Genomic DNA, 17,900 nt, shown 5'->3' with positions numbered 1-17,900 from the left:
CAGGAATAGACGGTTGATCCGGCGGGAACTCGAAGGCATGATCGTCTCCGCAACGTCGCAAACTTAGAAGAATCATTGCGCGAGACTTCAATAATGAGACGGCCCGTGGTCGGCGTGATCGGAAACGCCCATCGCATCGAAAATCGTTTCACAGTCCAGATGGTCGGGGAGCGCAACCTGCGCGCGGTTGCCGAGGTCTCGGGTGCCGTGCCGCTGATGTTCGCGGGCAGCCCCGAAATCACCGAGGTCGGTGCCTTGCTCGACGTGGTCGACGGCGTCGTCCTGACCGGAGCCCGCGCCAACGTCCATCCGACCCGCTTCAACACCGAGCCCTGCGCCGCCCACGAGCCCTACGACATCCACCGCGATGACGTGGCGCTGGCGCTGACGGAGGCCTGCGTCGCGCGCGGCGTGCCGATCTTCGGCATCTGCCGCGGGCTGCAGGAGATGAACGTCGCCTTCGGCGGCTCGCTGCATCCGGAGATCCGCGAGATTCCGGGCCGCATGAACCACCGCATGCCGCGGCTCGAGAACGGCGAGATCCATCCCGATCCGACCGTGGTGTTCGCCGATCGTCACGATGTCGCACTGACGCCGGGAGGCGCCTTCGCAAAAATCCTTGGCCGCGAGACCATCCGGGTCAATTCGCTGCACGGTCAGGGCATCCTCGAGCCCGGCAAGCGCGTCGTGATCGAGGGCATTGCCGAGGACGGCACCATCGAGGCGATCCGGATCGCCGACGCGCCCGGTTTTGCGCTCGGCGTGCAGTGGCACGCCGAATACGATCCGCAACGCAATCCGATCAACCGCGCGCTGTTCGAGGCCTTCGGCGACGCGCTGCGCGAGCGCCGTCGGGCGGCGTAGGGGCTGCTTTCACTGCTGTTGTTCCTGCGCGTTTTAAGCACGATGTCATCACCCGGCTTGACCGGGTGATCCAGTATTCCAGAGGCAGGCGTTATTGAGCCGATGGGCCGCGGCGTACTGGATCGCCCGGTCAAGCCGTGCGATGACGGTTTTAGGTGAGGACGCAGTTTTCCATTCTCGCGACATCTTTTGTCCGAGCTTTGCTCTTTCGTTTCGCCCTCTCCGTTGGTGAGGGCGCAGGGAAAGCCGGGTGCCGATCGCACCCATGGGCCCCGAGCAATGGGTAGAAAGCTCGGGGGTAGGACCACAGGTGTAACCGGAGCAATCCGGCTTTCCCTGCGCGATGGGTTACGGCTTATACGTGCTCTCCCCGGCGAGACTGGGCTTTGTTGTCACCGTCTTCACAACGCGCATTTGCGCAATCGGAAGAGACACCTACCGCTAGGGCGTCAGGCCTGCACGATTTCGCCGTCCGCCTTGCGTGCTCTCGTCAGCACCACACTCGGCGTCCACCGCATCTCGACCCGCGTTCGTGACGACCGCGAAGCGCCCCTCGATCGGGTGAGATGGGCAAATTCATACATTGAGTTTCTCTTCGGATAAAGCGAAATATTTTCGTCGCGGGGGCTTGCGCCGTCGGGCAACTCAGATGTAAGGGCCCGCGGCTCTCTCCCCTCGTCATTCCGGGGCGTGCGAAGCACGAGCCCGGAATCCATTGGGCCGCATCACGTGTGGTGAAATGGATTCCGGGTTCTCGCCTCGCGAGCCCCGGAATGACGAAGGAGGTTGCGGCTTGTGACGTCGGGCAACTCAGTGGCACGCGCGTAAGGGGACACTGCTCGCCGGTACAGAGGCAGTAACCGAAATTCCTCGCTCACCGCCCGCGGCATCCAATCCTTCGGTCCACCGCTCGAACACGCGACGTAATTCGGGACACCTGGATTCCGGTGTTCGCGAGCGTTGCGTAGTTCATCTGCATATTCCTTCACTGTCGCACGCGGCTTTGCGAGATAGGTCATCACGCCTGGCTCGAAACTATGGAATATCTTCTCTGTCGAAATGGTCTAGCTTGCTTGCACTGCAAGAGCGCGGTCGCAAGCGTGATCTTCGACCGTTGCGTAATGGGACGTGGTTATGTCAGTCGAGTCGATCGAAACCGTCGTTGATGTTCAGGCCGCTGACAAGGATAGAAGCAAGACGCTACGCTCTTACGCCGCCAGGCTGCCGTGGATCGTTATCATCCAGATGCTGGTGGTCGCCGCGATCCTGCTGGCCGTGCAGGTCGCGGTCGATAGCGGTGCAGTGAAACGAATCTATCTGGCGTCACCGACGCAGATTCTTGGCGCTTTCCCTCAGCTCTTCACCAGGGAGAATTTGCTGTTTCATCTTTCGGTGACCCTCGCAGAGGCCGGCGTCGGCGTGGCGCTGAGCGCGATCCTCGGGATCGCGACCGGCATCGCGATGGGCCTGTTCCCGAAGGTGCACCGGTTTCTCAACCCGTTCCTGATCTGGTTCATGGCGATCCCGAAGGTCACCATCATTCCGCTGCTCACGCTCTATCTGGGCCTCGGCTTCGAACACAAGGTGTTCATCATCTTCCTGTTTTGCTACTTCCTGTTCGTCTTCAACACGATTGCCGGCATCAAGCAGGTGCAGGACAACCATATCAAGGTCGCGCGGGCGCTCGGCGCGAGCCAGCGTCAGATCATCTGGAAGGTGGTGCTGCCGTCCGCCACGCCGTCGATCGTGGCCGCGGTGCGCATCGAGGCGGCGACCTGCCTGCTTGCGACTCTCTTTGCCGAGATCGTCGCCTCCAAGGCCGGCGTCGGCAACCTGCTCAACAAGCTGTCGGGCATCTACGACACCGCCGGTGTCTTCGCCCTGGTCATTCTCGTCACGTCGATCGCATTGCTGATCATCTATCTGGTGGATCTGCTCGAGCGGCGTGTCTTGCTCAAGTGGAAATACGTCTGACCGATCCCGGTTCCGCGTCTTCCCGCCAAAGTTCGTTTCGAAGGGATCGATCATGCTCTCAACAGGCCTACCGGCTCGTCTGCTTGTCTTGACCGCACTTGCGCTTGGCTTCGCCGCGGCGGCCGGTGCGCAGGAGAAGAAAACCCTCAAACTGCAGGACACCACAAGCTATACGCAGCAGCCGATCGTGTTCGGCGTGGAGAAGGGGTTCTTCGCCGAGGAAGGCCTGAACGTCGAGTTCGTTGGGACGCAGGATCCGGTCACCGCTACCTCGCGCGGCGACGTGACCTTCGCCTTCGGGCCGACCAGCGTCTATCTGCGTGCTGCCGCCCTGGGAGCGCCGATCAAGATCGTCGCCGCCGCGTTCCGTTCGAAGGGGCCGTATTTCCTGATCGCGCGCAAAGGCATCAAGTCGTTTGCGGACCTGAAGGGCAAGACGATCGGTGTCGGACCCGACACCAGCGGCAACCTCGCGTCGGTCGCGCGTTATCTGCTGCGGGCCGAAGGCATCGATCCCGACCGCGACGTGACGCTGTTTGCCGCCGGAGCGACCGAGAAGGCCTACGGCGCGCTGGAGACCGGCCAGGTCGACGCCACCATCATCCATCAGCCCTTCGCGGCGCTCGGGGAGATCGAGGGAGTCTCGACCACGCTGGCGCGGGCCTGGGATTATCTGCCGACCTATCACACCGGCGTCCTGATCGCGGGCGACGCTGTCATCGCCGGGGATCCCGATCTGCTGCGGCGCGGCCTGCGGGCCTACTTCAAGTCCTACACCTACGCCAAGGCGCATTACGACGAATACCTGCCCTGGCTGCAGGCCCGTCTGAAGATCAATCCGGAGGCGGTGAAGCGCGCCCTCTATCAGGAGGACGACGTCTGGGACGCCAATCCGGCGATCGATCCGAAGGCGATCCACGACACCCAGCAGCTCGAGATCGATGTCGGCAACCAGAAGGAGTTCTACGACGCCGCCAAATACATCGATGAGCGCTTCATTCCCCAGGAGTACGTGAAGCCGTTCGTCTATCCCGGGCGCAAGACGCAGTGAGCGAGAGCAAGCAGGAGCGCGAGGGCATGCCTGCCTTCACCATCAGGTCTCTCGACAAGATCTATCCCGGCACGCCGCCGGTGCGTGCGCTCAGCAACATCAGCTTCTCGGTCGAGGAGGGCGAGTTCGTCGTGCTGCTCGGACCCAGCGGCTGCGGCAAGAGCACGCTGCTGGAAATCCTCGCCGGGTTGCAGCAGCCGAGCGGCGGCTCGGTGCTGTTTCGCAACAAGCCGATCGACGGCCCCGGCGGAGAGCTCGGCGTCGTATTCCAGGATGCCTCGCTCTATCCGTGGCGAACGGTTGCGGCCAATGTCAGCCTCGGGCTCGAATTACGCGGCGTGGACAAGCAACAAGCCCGGCGTTTGGTCGATGAGCATCTGGCGCTGGTGGGGCTCGACGGCTTCGGCGGCAAATTCCCGCACCAGATCTCCGGGGGCATGAAGCAGCGCGCCGGCATCGCGCGTGCGCTCGTCAATGACCCCGATGTCATCCTGATGGATGAGCCGTTCGGCGCGGTCGACTACGTCACCCGCAACAGGCTGCAGGAAGACCTGATCCGAATCTGGCAGCAGCGCCGCAAGACCATCGTGTTCGTGACGCACGACGTCGGCGAGGCGGTGTTCCTTGCCGATCGCATCGTGCTGCTGTCACCGCGGCCCGGACGGATCGCCGAGATCGTCACCCTCGACCTGCCGCGCCCGCGTCGGCGGGGCGACATCGAGCTTCTGCAACGCGAAGCCCGGATCTACGAGGCACTCCGCGCGCTGGAGCCAGCGGCGACCGCAACCGTGGCCTGACTGAACGGAGACCAACATGGCCAAACCGCTCCACCTCGGCTTTCTCTATGCGCCGCAATCCGGCCAGCAGACGCATGACGAAAGCTTCGATCCGCTGAATCCCGTCCACCTGACCAGTCTTGCGCGCGACCTGGAGGAGGCCGGCTTTGGCTTCCTCCTGATCGACGACAGCGTCGGCGATGCCGCGCCTGCCCGCAGCGAAGCGTTCACGACGGCGTCCTTTCTCGCGACCAGGACGCGCCGTATCGGTCTGATCGCGGCGGCCAACACCAGCTATGTCGAGCCGTATAATGTGACGCGGCTCGCCGCCTCGCTCGATCATGTCACGCATGGGCGGGCCGGCTGGCTGGTCTCGACCGGCGCGGTCGATCCTGCCGGGGCCAATTACGGGCAGGCCGCGGTTGCGCCTGACCTCCACTATGCGCGTGCCGGCGAGATCCTCGATATCGCGCGCCGGCTCTGGGATAGCTGGGAGGACGATGCCTTTGTTCGCGACAAGCACAGCGGCGTGTTCGTCGATGGCAGCAAGATCCATCCGATCGATCACCTAGGGCCTTCGTTCGCGGTGAAGGGACCGCTGAACGTCGCTCGGCCGCCTCAGGGCCAGGTCATCGTCGCTCACCGCGTGGTGGACAAGCGGTCGGCGGAGTTCGCGGGACGGCACGCCGATATCGCCATCCTCGGGGCCGGGACGGAGGGCGACGTCGTCGCCTTGCGTGACGGCGTGCTCGCGGCTGCGCGGGCCGCGCAGCGCGATGAGCGCGTGCGCCTGTTTGCGGAGATCGTGCCGTTCATCGGGCTGGACCATACGGCAGCCGCGCCAGGGACGTCGGCCGTCAATCATCTGTCGGGCACCCCGTCAGCGATCTCTGACCGGATCGAGTCGCTGGCGAATGCCGTGACGCTGGATGGTCTGCTGGTGGCGCCTCGGGTCGTCGGCCGCGGCCTCGATGCCTTTGCCCGCGATGTCGTCCCGGAACTGGTGCGGCGGCAACGGCTGCGCTCCGGCGACGGATCGGCCAGCCTGCGCGACAGGCTCGGCCTGGCCCGGCCGCGCAATGTCTTCGAACACCAGGCGCCACAGCCGGCCAGCACGGCTGCCTGAACCATCCTGCGAGCGTTTCATCATGTCCAAGCGAGAATTGCATTTCGGCCTGATGTTCTGGGCCGGTGGCACACACCCGAGCGGCTGGCGCTATCCGTCCTCGCATGCAGGTGCTGCCTTCGACATCGAGTTCCTGCAGCGGGTCACCCGGCTTGTGGAGGCGGCCAAGTTCGACTTCCTGTTCCTTGGCGATCGGCTCGCGAGCGATCCGAGCCTGCAAACCACCAATCCCTCGCAGATGTCGCGCCTCGAGCCGTTCGTGTCCGGCGCGAGCCTGGCGGCCGCGACTAGCCATATCGGCATCGTCGTCACGGCCAATCCGACCTATTACGATCCGTACAATCTCGCGCGGATGCTGGCGTCGCTGGATCATTTGAGCCAGGGCCGCGCGTCATGGAATCTGGTGACCGGCGCCGATGAGATCGCCGCGGGCAATTTCTCCCGCCAGGCCCATTGGGACACCGAGCGGCGCTACGACTGGGCGGACGAATTCGTCGCCGTGGTGCGGGGGCTCTGGGATAGCGATGCGATCACGCCGCTGCACCACAAGGGGCGCTATTTCGACGTCGCCGGGCCGCTGAATGTCAGGCGCCCGCCGCAGGGCCACCCGGTGATCCTGCACGCCGGCACCTCGGACCGTTCGCGCGAACTCGGCGCGCGCGATGCCGATGTCATCTTCGCCGGCCAGGCGACGATCGAGAGCGCGAAGGCCTACTACGCGGACGTCAAATCCAGGGCCGGTAAATACGGCAGGCGCGATGCCGACATCGCGATCCTGCCCGGGCTCACTCCCGTCGTCGCGGAGACCACCGAGAAGGCGGTCGCGATCTTCGACCACCTCAATTCCTTCATCGCGCTGGAGCCCGAGGGCGATGGCGGCGAGGCCAGCCGCTACGGATCCCTGGGCAGGATGGGCAAGCGCCGCAACCTCACCGCGGTGTCGGCCGCGATCGGCGTCGACGTTTCCGGTCAGGACCGGGATGCGCCGGTCGATCCCGCGGTGCTGGCGGAGGTCAATGAAAACGGCCGGCGGCTGTTTGCCGATGTCACGCGGCTCACCCGCCGCGACGTCAAAGGTCCCAACCGTCTGACCTATCGCGATCTCATCATCGGACACATCAGCACCGGCGCGGTCGTGGTCGGCAATCCGAGGGAGGTCGCCGATCACATTCAGTTCTGGTTCGATGAACGGGCGGCCGACGGCTTCAATATCTTCCCGCCTTATGTGCCGGAATCCGTCGAGGCCTTCACCAGCCTGGTCGTCCCCGAATTGCAGCGGCGCGGCCTCTACCGGACCGAATATTCCGGTTCGACCTTTCGCGATCATCTCGGCCTAGCCAAGCCGGCGTCGGTTCTCTCCAACACCTCCAGGCTGCAGGGCTGACGCGCATTGCAGGAGGTCCGCGGGGTTCGCTCCCGCGCCACGTCGCGTTTGACAAGGCCTTCCCGCGAGGCGGTGAACGTCTCCGCCGTCGCCCGAGCCGGGCCGGCGATCACGCGAAGATCGCCGCAATCGACCCCGATCCGCCCCATACTGGGACCGGTTCATCCGGCATCGGCCCATGCCTGCGGCCTGTCTCCGTACTTATACGGACACGAAAGTGGCGGATTGGCAGCCCGGACTCGGCTAAGCAAAGGGGCAAGCCACCCGATATTGCCCCGGCGCCGACGTCCTTTCTGACACTGTTTTCCTTTTCCATTTTCCGGTGCAGCGGCTGGCGATGAGTCGGTCGGGATGAATTTGTCGGGCCGTCTGGCGGTCGAGATGATGCGTCCGGCCGTCGTGCTGCTGCTCGCGCCGGGCTTCATCCATGGCGTCACCTGGCCGGGCATCCTGCTCGCGGGTGGTGTGGTTGCGGTGGTGTTGATGAGTGCTGAGGGGATTGCGAGGTCAACGTCCGAGCCGCTCGCCCAGATGACACGGGCGGCGGAGACGCTGTCGCGTGGCGAGCCGGCGCCGATCCGCGCTGATGGCAATCCCGAGGCCGCGCGGCTCGCCGCGACGCTTGCCGAGCTGTCGGCGCAATTGGGCAGCAGGCAGATCCTGCTGGAGAAGACCATCGAGAGCATCCGCGATCCGGTGGTGGTCGTCGAGCAGCATGGGGTGGTCGTGATCGCCAATGCTGCGGCGCGGCGGCTGTACAAGGTCGAACCCGGCTTCGACACCCTGACCGGGGTTCGCAGCTTCCAGAACTATTATGCCGACGGCACGACCGTGATGCCGATCTCGGACACGCCGGTGGCGCGCGCGTTGCGCGGCGATGACGTCGACGATTTCGAGCTGATCGTCAGACCGCTGTCGCCGGATCCGGAGCTCTGCATCGTCGCCAACGCCAGGCCGTTGCGCGACGACGCCGGCAAGCTGCGCGGCGCGGTCGCCGTGCTGCACGATGTGACCGCGCAACGGCGGGCGCATCAGGCGCTGGTCGACAGCGAGCAGATGGCACAGGCCATCATCAGGACCGCGCTCGACGCCTTCGTCCAGACCGACCAGGACGGCATCGTGCTCGACTGGAGCCCGCAGGCCGAGGCGCTGAGCGGCTGGACGCGCTCCGAGGCGGTCGGCTGCCGGGTGGTGGAGTTGGTGTTTCCGGAGCAGCTTCGGGATGCGCACAGGCAGCGGATCGCCCGATTCCTGCAGGAGACCGCCGGCGGCGGCATGGGGATGCGCTACGAGTCCGAATCCGTGCACCGCGACGGCCACCGGTTCTTCGTCGAGGTGTCGCTCAATGCGCTCAGGCGCGGCGACGGTTACGTCATCAATGCCTTCGTGCGCGACATCACCCAGCGGCGGATCGCCGAGGAGCAGCTGATCCAGGCGCAGCGAACCGAATCGCTCGGGCGGTTGACCGGCGGCATCGCGCACGACTTCAACAACATGCTGACCGTGATCACCGGCACGGTCGAGATCCTTGCCGACGGCGTCAAGGACAACCCGCAGCTTGCCGCGATCGCCAAGCTGATCAGCGATGCCGCCGATCGCGGCGCACAGCTCACCTCGAGCCTGTTGGCCTTCGCGCGCAAGCAGCCGCTGCAGCCCGCCGAGACCGACGTCAACGACCTGATCGGCGAGGTGGTGCGGTTGCTGTCGCAGACGCTCGGCTCGCAGACCGAGATCAGGACCGAGCTTAGCCGCGGCGCCTGGCTCGCCTTTGTCGACCGCAGCCAGCTCGGTGCTGCGCTGGTCAATCTCGCCATCAATGCGCGCGATGCCATGCCCGAGGGCGGCACGCTGACGTTTACGACCCGCAACGTCCAGCTCGGCGTTCCCGACGCCGTGGCGCGCGGCGTCGAGCGCGCCGGCGACCATCTCGTGATCGAAGTGAGCGACACCGGCACCGGGATTTCGCCGTCGCACCTGGAGAAAATCTTCGATCCGTTCTTCTCCACCAAGCAGGTCGGGCAGGGCACCGGGCTCGGGCTCAGCATGGTGTTCGGCTTCGTCAAGCAGAGCGGTGGCGGCATCGAGGTCAAGAGCGAGCCGGGACGCGGCGCGATCTTCAGGATCTATCTGCCCAAGGCCGATGGCGCGGCACCGCGCCCCGCCGAGGAGGACGATCAGCCGGTGAGGGGCGGCAGCGAGACCATCCTGTGCGTCGAGGACGATCCCACGATCCGCGCCTACGTCACCGAGCAGCTCGAGAGCCTCGGTTACAAGGTGCTGGTGGCCGCGAACGCGGACGCCGCGCTCGAGATCGTCAATCGCGGCACCACGTTCGATCTGCTGTTCACCGATATCGTGATGCCCGGCAGCATGAACGGCCGGCAACTCGCCGATTGGCTGATGGTCGGGCGGCCGGCGCTGCGGGTGCTGTTCACCTCGGGTTACAGCGACGGCGCGCTGCCGGCACAGCAGGGGCGCAGCGGTCACGGCATCCCACTCCTGACCAAGCCGTATCGGCGCAGCGAGCTGGCGCGCATGCTGCGACGCTGCCTCGATCTTCAGGTCGACTTCCAGGGCGATCCGGTTCCGCAGCCTTACTCCGTGCAGCCCGATCTCGAACGCTTCCTGCGCGAGAATCCGCCGGAGAAGACGTAGGACGCCCAGGCTGCTATGCTCTTGCAACAACGGCGCGGCCGGTCAACGGCCCGATTTTGGGGAGCATGGAATGCAGGACCGCAAATGGTCGAGACGCGACTGGCTCAAGGTGACGGCAGCGACCGCGGCCGGCATGGTGTTCGCCGAACCCTTGAGGGCGGCGACGCCGCCGGCGGAAGCGGTGACGCCGGAGCTGATCGCGGCGGCCAAGACGGAAGGCAAGATCTCGTTCTACAGCGCGCTGGAATTGAACACCGCCGAGCGGCTCGCGCGCGACTTCGAGCAGAAATATCCCGGGATCAGCGTCCGCGTCGAGCGCTCGGGCGCCGAGCGGATCTTCCAGCGCATCGCGCAGGAGCAGGGCAGCGGCATCCATGCCGTCGACGTCGCCAACTCGACCGATCCCGCGCATTATCTCGACTGGAAGAAGAACGACTGGCTCGCGGCCTATCTGCCGGAAGAGGTCGCCAGGAATTTTCCCGCCGACCAGATCGATCCCGACGGCACGTCCGCGACGTCCTGCGCCTGGTTCGAGGTGATCGGCTACAATACCGAGCAGGTCAAGCGCGAGGAGGCGCCGAAGAGCTACGCCGACCTGCTCGATCCCAAATGGCGTGGCAAGATCGTCAAGGGCCACCCGGGCTACTCCGGTGCGATCATGACCGCGACCTTCGTGCTGGCGCGCGACCTCGGCTGGCCGTATCTGGAAAAGCTTTCGCAGCAGCGGGTGATGCAGGTGCAGTCGGCGGCCGATCCGCCGAAGAAGATTTTGCTCGGCGAACGCGCCGTCATGGCCGACGGCAACGACTACAACCTCGTGCTGGCCAAGGACCAGGGCAAGCCGGTCGAGGTGGTCTATCCGGCCGAGGGCGCGCCGCTGATCATCGTGCCGAGCGGCATCTTCAAGAACGCACCGAACCCGAATGCGGCCCGGCTGTTCCAGAGCTACTTGTTCAGCGCCGAGACGCAGCAGATGCTGGCCGACGAGTTCGCGCACCGCTCGTTCCACGGCAAGGTGAAGGAGAAGGCGGGCCACGTGCCGCTCGACAAACTGAAGATGCTGAAGGCCGATCCGGCCCAGGTGCAGGCGCAGAGCGAGGAGATCAAGGCAAGGTACGCGAAGCTGTTTCGCGTATAGACGTCAATCACCTCGTCGTCCCGGCGGATGCCCATCGGCGTTAAAATAGGCTTGTGTGGCGGAATCGTTTGTGATTCCAGCATGGAATGACACACGAATCGCTGGTGAATGGCGACTGGGCGGGCGTCGTGACCCGGCTCGGTGGGGCAGAAGCACTCAATCGCACGGCACGTGAGACGAAGGCTTTCGTGCGTCCGCGCGAGATTAGGAGTGCGGTGGATTTGCTGCGGCTGATCCTGGCTTATTGTTTGAGTGAGCGGGGACTTCGCTCGACGGCGGCATGGGCGACATCGGTCGGCCTTGTCGACATTTCCTGCGTGGCGTTGCTGTATCGTTTGCGTCAGTGCGGAGATTGGCTGGCGCTGCTGGTGGGTCAGGCGCTTGCTGCCGCTGCCCCGAAGGCAAGCCGAGGTCGCTTGATCCGGATCATCGATGCTACCACGGTGCCGAAGAAAGCGCTGGATGCCAGGAAGAAGAACGAGGTGTGGCGCATTCACAGCGCGTTCGATCTTCCGCAGGAACGATTTGGCCACTTCGAACTGACCGATCAGCAAGAAGGCGAGACGCTCGACCGGATCCCGGTGGTTGCGGGCGAAATCCGTCTTGCCGATCGGGCCTATTTGCAGCCGGAACGCATGGCACGGCTGATCGAGGCCGGCGCAGACTTCGTCATTCGGGCTGGTTGGAAGAGCGCGCGCTGGCTCGATTGCAAAGGCTGTGCGCTGGACCTCATGGCTGAGCTGCGCAAGGCGGCGGAACGAGGCCTCATCGATTGTCCGATTTGGATCAAACCCAAGCACGGCGCGCCGCTCGCCGTGCGTCTGGTCGCCATCAAGAAGCCGCAACAGGCTGCTGCCGAGGCACGACGCAAGGCGCACCGGACCGCACAGAAGGGAGGCCATCAGCTCTCCAAGCAAACGCTTGAGGCCGCCGATTGGGTCATCCTGGTCACCTCACTTGCTCCGGATGACTTCACCGCGGATGATGTTCTCGCCCTCTATCGCCTGCGCTGGCGGATCGAACTGGGCTTCAAGCGACTGAAGAGCCTGATCGGCCCTGAAGGGGCCGCCGGGAACTGACGAACGAACGGCCCGACCTCACATCCTCGCTCATCTGCTGGTTATTCTCTTGCTCGAGCCGCTTGTCGACGAACTCGAGGACTCTCCCCGCTTGGCGGACGCCGCCTGACCCGCCCCGGCGCGTGGCGCTTGCTCCGCCAACTCGTCGCCCCACTCCTGCAGGCGATCATTCCGCAGCCGACAATGGCTCGCCTTCGCCGATCTCTCTCCACTCTTCGCCGACACCTCCGCGAGCCCCCGAGGAAAAAGCGCCGCTATCAAACCATGTATCCACTACCTTAACGCACATGGGCGGATGCCGGGGCAACGATGCGGTGCCTGCGAACTGCTAGCCTCCGATTTCCGCGCTGAGCATCGGTCCGAACAGCTCCCATCGCTCGCCCTTGAGCCGTCTGAGCTGCATCTGCTTGATCGGCGCGAAATCGATCGGGCTGGTGTTGATGGTAATTCCGGGCAGCAGGTTGGTGGTCCGGAAGGCCTTCAGGTTCGCGGCCTGTCTCATCACGTTCGCGCGCGTGAGATCGTCACCGCACTGCTTCAGCACCTGGACCAGTGTCTGGGCGGAATTGTAACCCGTCACCACCAGGCCGTCCGCCCGATTGCCTTCGGGGAAGTATTTGGCGAGATATTCGTCGAACGCCTTCATGCCGGGATCGTCCTTCCATTGCGGGTCGAGAGGATCCATCAGGTAGGCCACCGAGATGACGCCTTGGGCGTTCTCGAAGCCCGCAGGCTGGATCACGGCGCCGATCGAAGAGGCGACCGAATTGAGGATGTGCAACGGCTTCCAGCCGATCTCGGCTGTCTTCTTGATGGCCTGGGCCGCGAACTTCGGCGTGGCGATGTCGACGAACACGTCGGCATTCATCGATTTCATCTTGACGATGTGCGTGTCGATGGTCGGCTCGGCGACCTCATACGCATCCTCGACAACGATCATCGATGCCGCCTTGTCGCCGAGGCCGTCCTTCAGGCCCTTGAGGTAGTCCTTGCCGTAATCGTCGTTCTGGTAGAGGACAGCGATCCTGCCGTTCGGCTTTTCCTTCAAGATGTGCTTGGCGTAGATCCGTCCCTCGCTCTGGTAGCTGGGCTGCCAGCCCATGGTCCACGGAAAGTTCTGCGGATCATTCCATTTGGTGGCACCGGTCTGAATGAACAGCTGCGGCACCTTCTTCGTGTTCATGTATTTCTGAATGGCGCCGTTGGGCGCCGTGCCGAGCGCGGCGAAGATCAGCAAGACCTCGTCGCCCTCGACCAGCTTGCGCGCCTGCTCGACCGTTTTCGGCGGGCTGTAGCCGTCATCATAGGAGATGAAATTGATCCTGCGGCCATTGATGCCGCCTTCGGCATTGATCTTGCGGAAATAGGCCGCCTGAGCTCGGCCGCTGGTGCCATAGGCGGATGCCGGCCCGCTGTACGGCATGATGTTGCCGATCTTGATTTCGGTATCGGTTGCGCCGGTGTCATATTTCTTCTGGGCAAATGCGCTGCCGGAACAGACAGCGAGAATAATGATGGCGGTCGAAAGCGCCGCCATTCGTCGAGCGACGAAAGACATTTCGTTTCTCCCAAATGCAAAATGAGCGTGTCTGTTTTATCGCGGCCGCTTCCGGGTCCTTGCCGTGAGTGAACACCCGGCACCGATCATTGTCGATTCCGAACGTCAAAGCGTGCGTGCCGCGTCGCATCGTTTCACGCAGTTCGTCAATGTTGCTGACCGTAATCTTCCGGGAAATTCCGGGCTACACCGCACGCATCGTGCGCTGCGCGCGATAGGCCTGCGGCGACAGCAGCGTCAGCTTGCGGAAGGCCTTGCGAAAGCTGCTCTCGTCCTCGTAGCCCGTGGCGCGGGCGATCGCCTTGATCGGTTGCGCCGTGGTCTCCAGGAGCGTGCGGGCATGTTCGACGCGGCGTCGCATGATGAAGGCCTGCGGCGGCTCGTGGGTCAATTCGCGGAAGCGGCGGTTCAAGGTGCGCTCGCTCAGGCCCAGCGCATGCGCGAGGCTGCGCACCGTGACCGGCGCCTTGCCGGCGCGGCGCACCAGCATGTCCGCCTTGATCAGCAGCGGGTCCTGCCCGAACATGTAGCCGAGCGGCATGAAGATCGCCTGGGTGCGCTGCGCGGTGTCGATCACGGCATAGTCGGCGCAGACCTTTGCGACCTCCGCGCCTTCGACCAGCTCGATCAGCCGCAGCAGCAGATCGACCCACGACATCGGGCCGGCGGCGCAGACCAGACGGTCGGCCTGGGTGATGACGGCATCGCTGGCGAGGTCGACCTTGGGATGGCGGCGGCGCAGCTCGCTTTGCAGCCACCAGGTAATGGTGGCACGGCGGCCGTCGAGCAGGCCGGCATTGGCGAGCAGCAGCACGCCGCTGCAGAAGGCGCCGATCAGCCGGCCGCTCGCGTGCTGCTGGCGCAGCCAGGCGCCGGCGCGGTCGTATTGCGGTTGCAGGCGCTCGGCGGTCAGATGGTCGACCAGGCTGCCCGGCACGATGATCGCGTCACAGGCCATCCGCTTGCCGATGGCGCCATCGACGGCGAGCAGCTTGCCGCCACCGGCGCGCACCGCCTTGCCGTCGAGCGACAGGGTTTGCCAGCTGAAGCGCGCCTTGCCGCCGCGCAGCTGCATCACGTGGTTGGCAAGGGTGAGGATGTCGGCGATGCCGGCGTCCGCCGATTGCATGCAGCCTTCCAGCGCAAGGATCGCAAGCTTCATGGGACCTCCGGAATCTGCGGTCATCCTACCCGATCGGCACGATCCGGCGATGGCAGATATTGCCCGATCTCTGTCTTATCGGCCACTGCCTGATTGTGCCCCGCCGGTCCATCTTCGTGGCGCTGTCACAACCTCAGCAATTGGAGAGAGACCATGCCTTACGTCACCATTTCCACCGTCCGCGGCATCTTTGACGTCGCGCAGAAGCGCGCGATGCTCGAGCGCGTCACCGATCTCATGGTCGAGATCGAGGGACAGGGCAACCCGGAGTTTCGCCGCAACGTCTGGGTCAAGATCGAGGAGGGCGAGCCGGCGAGCTGGTCGCTCGGCGGCATGATCCCGTCACCGGACATGATCGCGGGCAACTTCGGGCCGCTTGACGCCGGCGGGCGGCGGATTGCGAAAGTGAAGGTGTAACGGCCGCGACGACGACAAAAGGCGCTTCCGCCGGAAGCGCCTTTTGCACGCACGATCGGGAAGATCGGCGCAGATGCGTTTATGCGGCGATCGCGGCGGCGGCGCGTTCGGCGATCAGGATCGTCGGCGTCTGGATGTTGCCCGAGATCATGATCGGGATCACCGAGGCGTCGGCGACGCGGAGGCCTTCGAGGCCATGCACCTTGAAGCTTGTGGGATCGACCACCGCCATCCCGTCATTGCCCATGCGGCAGGTCGAGGACGCATGGTACAGCGTCGTGCAATGGCCGCGGACGTAGTCGGCGATGTCGGCATCGCTGGTCGCCTCCACGCTCGGCGTGATCTCGCCCTCGATCAGCTCCTTGAGCGGCGACTGCGCCGCGATGCGGCGGTTGATCTTGACGCCTTCGATCAGCGTTGCGATGTCGCTGCCGCTTGGATCGGACGAGAAATAGCGCGGATCGATCGCGGGGTATTCGAGCGGATCGGCCGAGCGCAGCGTCAGCTCGCCGCGGCTGTTCGGCCGCTGCAAGGTCGAGTGCAGGGTGATGCCGGGCTTCGAGGACAGGAAGCGCACGTAGTCGCGGTGCGGGCTGATGGCGCCATAGAGCTGCAAATCGGGCTCGACATCGGGGCGGCTGCGGACATGGGCGCCGGCGGCGACCCAGGGCGAGGAGCGGGGACCGCTGCGGCTGTCCTGCCACTCCTTCAGGCTGGCCTCCAGGCTCTCGTCGGTCCAGGCGCCGACGCCGATCTTCTCCTTGGTGTAGAAGGTGATGGGGATGTTGATGTGGTCCTGAAGGTCCTTGCCGACGCCGGGCAAATCGTGCACCGGCGTGACGCCGACGGCCTTCAGTTCATCGGCGGGACCGATGCCCGACAGCAGCAATTGCTGCGCGGAGCCGATCGCGCCTGATGACATTACGACATCGCCGGCCGCGTGTGCGGTCTTGAGCTGGCCGTTCTCGAGATAGTCGACCCCGGTGGCGCGGCCCTTCTCGACGATCACGCGGATCACGCGGACGCCGGTCCTGACCGTCAGATTCGGCCGTTCCAATGCGGGACGCAGATAGGCCTTGCCGGTGCCGAACCGCTCGCCCTGCTTGATCACGAACTGGAAGAAGCCGGCGCCTTCCTGGCTCGCGCCGTTGAAGTCGCGATTGTGCGCATGACCGGCGGCGTTGGCCGCTTCCAGCCAGAGTTTTTCGTGGGGATCGACGAACGGAACATGGGCGACATACAGCGGGCCCTTGGTGCCGTGCAGCGGGCTGTCGGTGAAATCGCCATTGTTCTCGAAGGCGATGAAGTCAGGCAGCACGTTGCGCCAGCCCCAGCCGGTGCAGCCGGCCTTTTCCCAGCCATCATAATCGGAGGGCAGGCCGCGGATGTAGATCATTGCGTTCATCGCGCCAGAGCCGCCGACCATCTTGCCGCGCGGCCAGAACACCCGGCGGCCGCGACAGCCGGCCTGGGGCTCGGTGTAGAACCCCCAATCGACCGCGGTGTTGAACATCGTCGGCCAGTCCGAGGGGATGTCGGACGCCAGCGGCGCGGCGCGGCCCGCCTCCAGCACCAGCACCTTGCGGGCAGGATCGGCGGACAACCGATTGGCCAGCACGCAGCCGGCCGAACCTGCGCCCACGATGATCGTATCGTACATCTGTCACTCCATTGGTCACGCCGGCGTGTCGCCGGAGATTTCTGCCGTCATCGCGGGACCGCGCGAGCGCAGCCGGCGCAAGCGGTCCCAGATGCTCTCAAACAAGCCGATCAGGCCGTTCGGCATCAGCACCATGACAGCGGCGATGATGATGCCGAGCCCGAGCGAGCGGAATTCGCCGATCTCGCGCATCGCCTCGTCGGCGGCGACCAGCACGATGGCGCCGACCAGCGGCCCCCAGAGACGGCCGATGCCGCCCACCACCACCATCGCGATGATGAAGAACAGCTGCGAGAACGACAGCACGCCGGGGCCGATCGCATTGAAATGCGCGGCATAGAGCCCGCCGGCGAGCCCGGTGAAGAACGCCGACAGGCCGAACACCAGCAATTGCATCTGGAAGCGGCTGATGCCGCGGGCCATGGCGCAGCCGGGATTGTCGCGCAGCGCGCGGAAGGCAAGCCCGATCGGGCCGCGGATGATGGCCCAGGTGAACAGCATCGTGATCGCGAAGAGCGCCACCACCAGCGCGTAGTCCGCGACCAGGAACTTGGCCTTGAACATCGCGCGGGTGCCGAGATCGCCGAAGCGCGCGAAGCCGACCGCGCCGCCGGTGAGTTGCCGGCACTGGGTGCCGACCATCACGAAGCAGTCGGTGTCGGTGACGATCAACAGATACATCACCTGCGCGACCGCGAGCGTCAGCAGCGCGGTATAGGCGCCGCTGAGGCGCAGGCAAGCCGCACCGATCACCAGGCTGAACAGCACGGTCGCGATCGCCGCGAGCGGCATCGCAGCCCAGACGTTGAGACCGAAATAGAAGCACAGCATCGCGGTGGCGTAGCCGCCGAAGCCGAACAGCGCCATCTGCGCCAGCGAGAACACGCCGGAGAAGCCGAACAGCAGGTTCCACTGCGAGGCGACGATCGCATAAAACAGGCCGAGCGTGACCTGGCCGATCACGTAGCGGCTGTCGACATAGAACGGCAACGCAACCGCCGCGGCGAGCACGACGAGACCGATCAGGAGGTTGGCGAGATCACTGCGTTTCACATC

At 64.8% G+C, this 17,900-nt stretch carries 14 protein-coding genes; 10 read left to right on the top strand and 4 right to left on the bottom strand.

What is annotated here, in order from left to right:
* The first annotated feature begins 93 nt into the window (after positions 1–93).
* The 9 genes from ACVMB0_RS28255 (at position 94) to ACVMB0_RS28215 (ending at position 12,047) form a co-directional block, all read left to right on the top strand.
* Complete coding sequence (locus ACVMB0_RS28255; RefSeq protein WP_456754479.1) at positions 94–864, top strand: gamma-glutamyl-gamma-aminobutyrate hydrolase family protein; 771 nt, start codon at positions 94–96, stop codon at positions 862–864.
* A gap of 1,134 nt (positions 865–1,998) precedes the next feature.
* The gene (locus ACVMB0_RS28250; protein WP_461348346.1) at positions 1,999–2,838 is read left to right on the top strand and encodes an ABC transporter permease; all 840 of its coding nucleotides are present in this window, start codon (positions 1,999–2,001) and stop codon (positions 2,836–2,838) included.
* Positions 2,839–2,890: 52 nt separating this feature from the next.
* Positions 2,891–3,889, top strand: a complete 999-nt coding sequence (locus tag ACVMB0_RS28245; protein WP_461348345.1) for an ABC transporter substrate-binding protein — start codon at positions 2,891–2,893, stop codon at positions 3,887–3,889.
* Positions 3,886–4,686 (top strand): ABC transporter ATP-binding protein, encoded by an 801-nt coding sequence (locus tag ACVMB0_RS28240; protein ID WP_461348344.1) that lies wholly within the window; start codon positions 3,886–3,888, stop codon positions 4,684–4,686. Before ACVMB0_RS28245 ends, ACVMB0_RS28240 begins: the two co-directional genes overlap by 4 nt.
* A gap of 16 nt (positions 4,687–4,702) precedes the next feature.
* A complete protein-coding gene (locus tag ACVMB0_RS28235; RefSeq protein WP_461348343.1) occupies positions 4,703–5,791 on the top strand; it encodes an LLM class flavin-dependent oxidoreductase in 1,089 nt (362 codons plus the stop codon).
* A 22-nt stretch (positions 5,792–5,813) separates the two neighbouring features.
* Positions 5,814–7,175 (top strand): LLM class flavin-dependent oxidoreductase, encoded by a 1,362-nt coding sequence (locus ACVMB0_RS28230; RefSeq protein ID WP_461348342.1) that lies wholly within the window; start codon positions 5,814–5,816, stop codon positions 7,173–7,175.
* A gap of 351 nt (positions 7,176–7,526) precedes the next feature.
* Positions 7,527–9,830, top strand: a complete 2,304-nt coding sequence (locus ACVMB0_RS28225; RefSeq protein WP_461348341.1) for a hybrid sensor histidine kinase/response regulator — start codon at positions 7,527–7,529, stop codon at positions 9,828–9,830.
* 70 nt (positions 9,831–9,900) lie between these two features.
* Entirely contained in the window at positions 9,901–10,968 is a 1,068-nt protein-coding gene (locus ACVMB0_RS28220; protein WP_461348340.1) for an ABC transporter substrate-binding protein, read from the top strand.
* A gap of 104 nt (positions 10,969–11,072) precedes the next feature.
* The gene (locus ACVMB0_RS28215) at positions 11,073–12,047 is read left to right on the top strand and encodes a transposase (protein WP_461348339.1); all 975 of its coding nucleotides are present in this window, start codon (positions 11,073–11,075) and stop codon (positions 12,045–12,047) included.
* Positions 12,048–12,375: 328 nt separating this feature from the next.
* On the opposite strand, the gene ACVMB0_RS28210 is transcribed toward ACVMB0_RS28215, so the two are convergent.
* Together ACVMB0_RS28210 and ACVMB0_RS28205 are read right to left on the bottom strand one after the other, a co-directional pair.
* Entirely contained in the window at positions 12,376–13,605 is a 1,230-nt protein-coding gene (locus ACVMB0_RS28210; RefSeq protein ID WP_461348338.1) for an ABC transporter substrate-binding protein, read from the bottom strand.
* Positions 13,606–13,789: 184 nt separating this feature from the next.
* Complete coding sequence (locus ACVMB0_RS28205) at positions 13,790–14,767, bottom strand: GlxA family transcriptional regulator (RefSeq protein WP_461348337.1); 978 nt, start codon at positions 14,765–14,767, stop codon at positions 13,790–13,792.
* 153 nt (positions 14,768–14,920) lie between these two features.
* On the opposite strand from ACVMB0_RS28205, the gene ACVMB0_RS28200 reads away from it, so the two are divergent.
* The gene (locus ACVMB0_RS28200) at positions 14,921–15,184 is read left to right on the top strand and encodes a tautomerase family protein (RefSeq protein WP_461348336.1); all 264 of its coding nucleotides are present in this window, start codon (positions 14,921–14,923) and stop codon (positions 15,182–15,184) included.
* 79 nt (positions 15,185–15,263) lie between these two features.
* On the opposite strand, the gene ACVMB0_RS28195 is transcribed toward ACVMB0_RS28200, so the two are convergent.
* Both ACVMB0_RS28195 and ACVMB0_RS28190 read right to left on the bottom strand, forming a co-directional pair.
* Positions 15,264–16,844, bottom strand: coding sequence for a GMC family oxidoreductase (locus ACVMB0_RS28195; protein ID WP_461348335.1), 1,581 nt, complete (start codon positions 16,842–16,844; stop codon positions 15,264–15,266).
* Between the two features lie 15 nt (positions 16,845–16,859).
* Positions 16,860–17,897: a branched-chain amino acid ABC transporter permease gene (locus tag ACVMB0_RS28190; RefSeq protein WP_456754491.1), complete on the bottom strand. Its 1,038-nt coding sequence runs from the start codon at positions 17,895–17,897 to the stop codon at positions 16,860–16,862.
* Positions 17,898–17,900 lie beyond the last annotated feature (3 nt).

Source organism: Bradyrhizobium sp. USDA 4451 (assembly GCF_054822585.1).
This window is presented reverse-complemented; position numbering and strand designations above follow the sequence as displayed.

Bases quoted from the DNA above. Each gene is read 5' to 3' on its own strand.
- ACVMB0_RS28255 (WP_456754479.1), top strand. From the start codon at position 94: ATGAGACGGCCCGTGGTCGGCGTGATCGGAAACGCCCATCGCATCGAA.
- ACVMB0_RS28250 (WP_461348346.1), top strand. From the start codon at position 1,999: ATGTCAGTCGAGTCGATCGAAACCGTCGTTGATGTTCAGGCCGCTGAC.
- ACVMB0_RS28245 (WP_461348345.1), top strand. From the start codon at position 2,891: ATGCTCTCAACAGGCCTACCGGCTCGTCTGCTTGTCTTGACCGCACTT.
- ACVMB0_RS28235 (WP_461348343.1), top strand. From the start codon at position 4,703: ATGGCCAAACCGCTCCACCTCGGCTTTCTCTATGCGCCGCAATCCGGC.
- ACVMB0_RS28230 (WP_461348342.1), top strand. From the start codon at position 5,814: ATGTCCAAGCGAGAATTGCATTTCGGCCTGATGTTCTGGGCCGGTGGC.
- ACVMB0_RS28225 (WP_461348341.1), top strand. From the start codon at position 7,527: ATGAATTTGTCGGGCCGTCTGGCGGTCGAGATGATGCGTCCGGCCGTC.
- ACVMB0_RS28220 (WP_461348340.1), top strand. From the start codon at position 9,901: ATGCAGGACCGCAAATGGTCGAGACGCGACTGGCTCAAGGTGACGGCA.
- ACVMB0_RS28210 (WP_461348338.1), bottom strand. From the start codon at position 13,605: ATGTCTTTCGTCGCTCGACGAATGGCGGCGCTTTCGACCGCCATCATT.
- ACVMB0_RS28205 (WP_461348337.1), bottom strand. From the start codon at position 14,767: ATGAAGCTTGCGATCCTTGCGCTGGAAGGCTGCATGCAATCGGCGGAC.
- ACVMB0_RS28200 (WP_461348336.1), top strand. From the start codon at position 14,921: ATGCCTTACGTCACCATTTCCACCGTCCGCGGCATCTTTGACGTCGCG.
- ACVMB0_RS28195 (WP_461348335.1), bottom strand. From the start codon at position 16,844: ATGTACGATACGATCATCGTGGGCGCAGGTTCGGCCGGCTGCGTGCTG.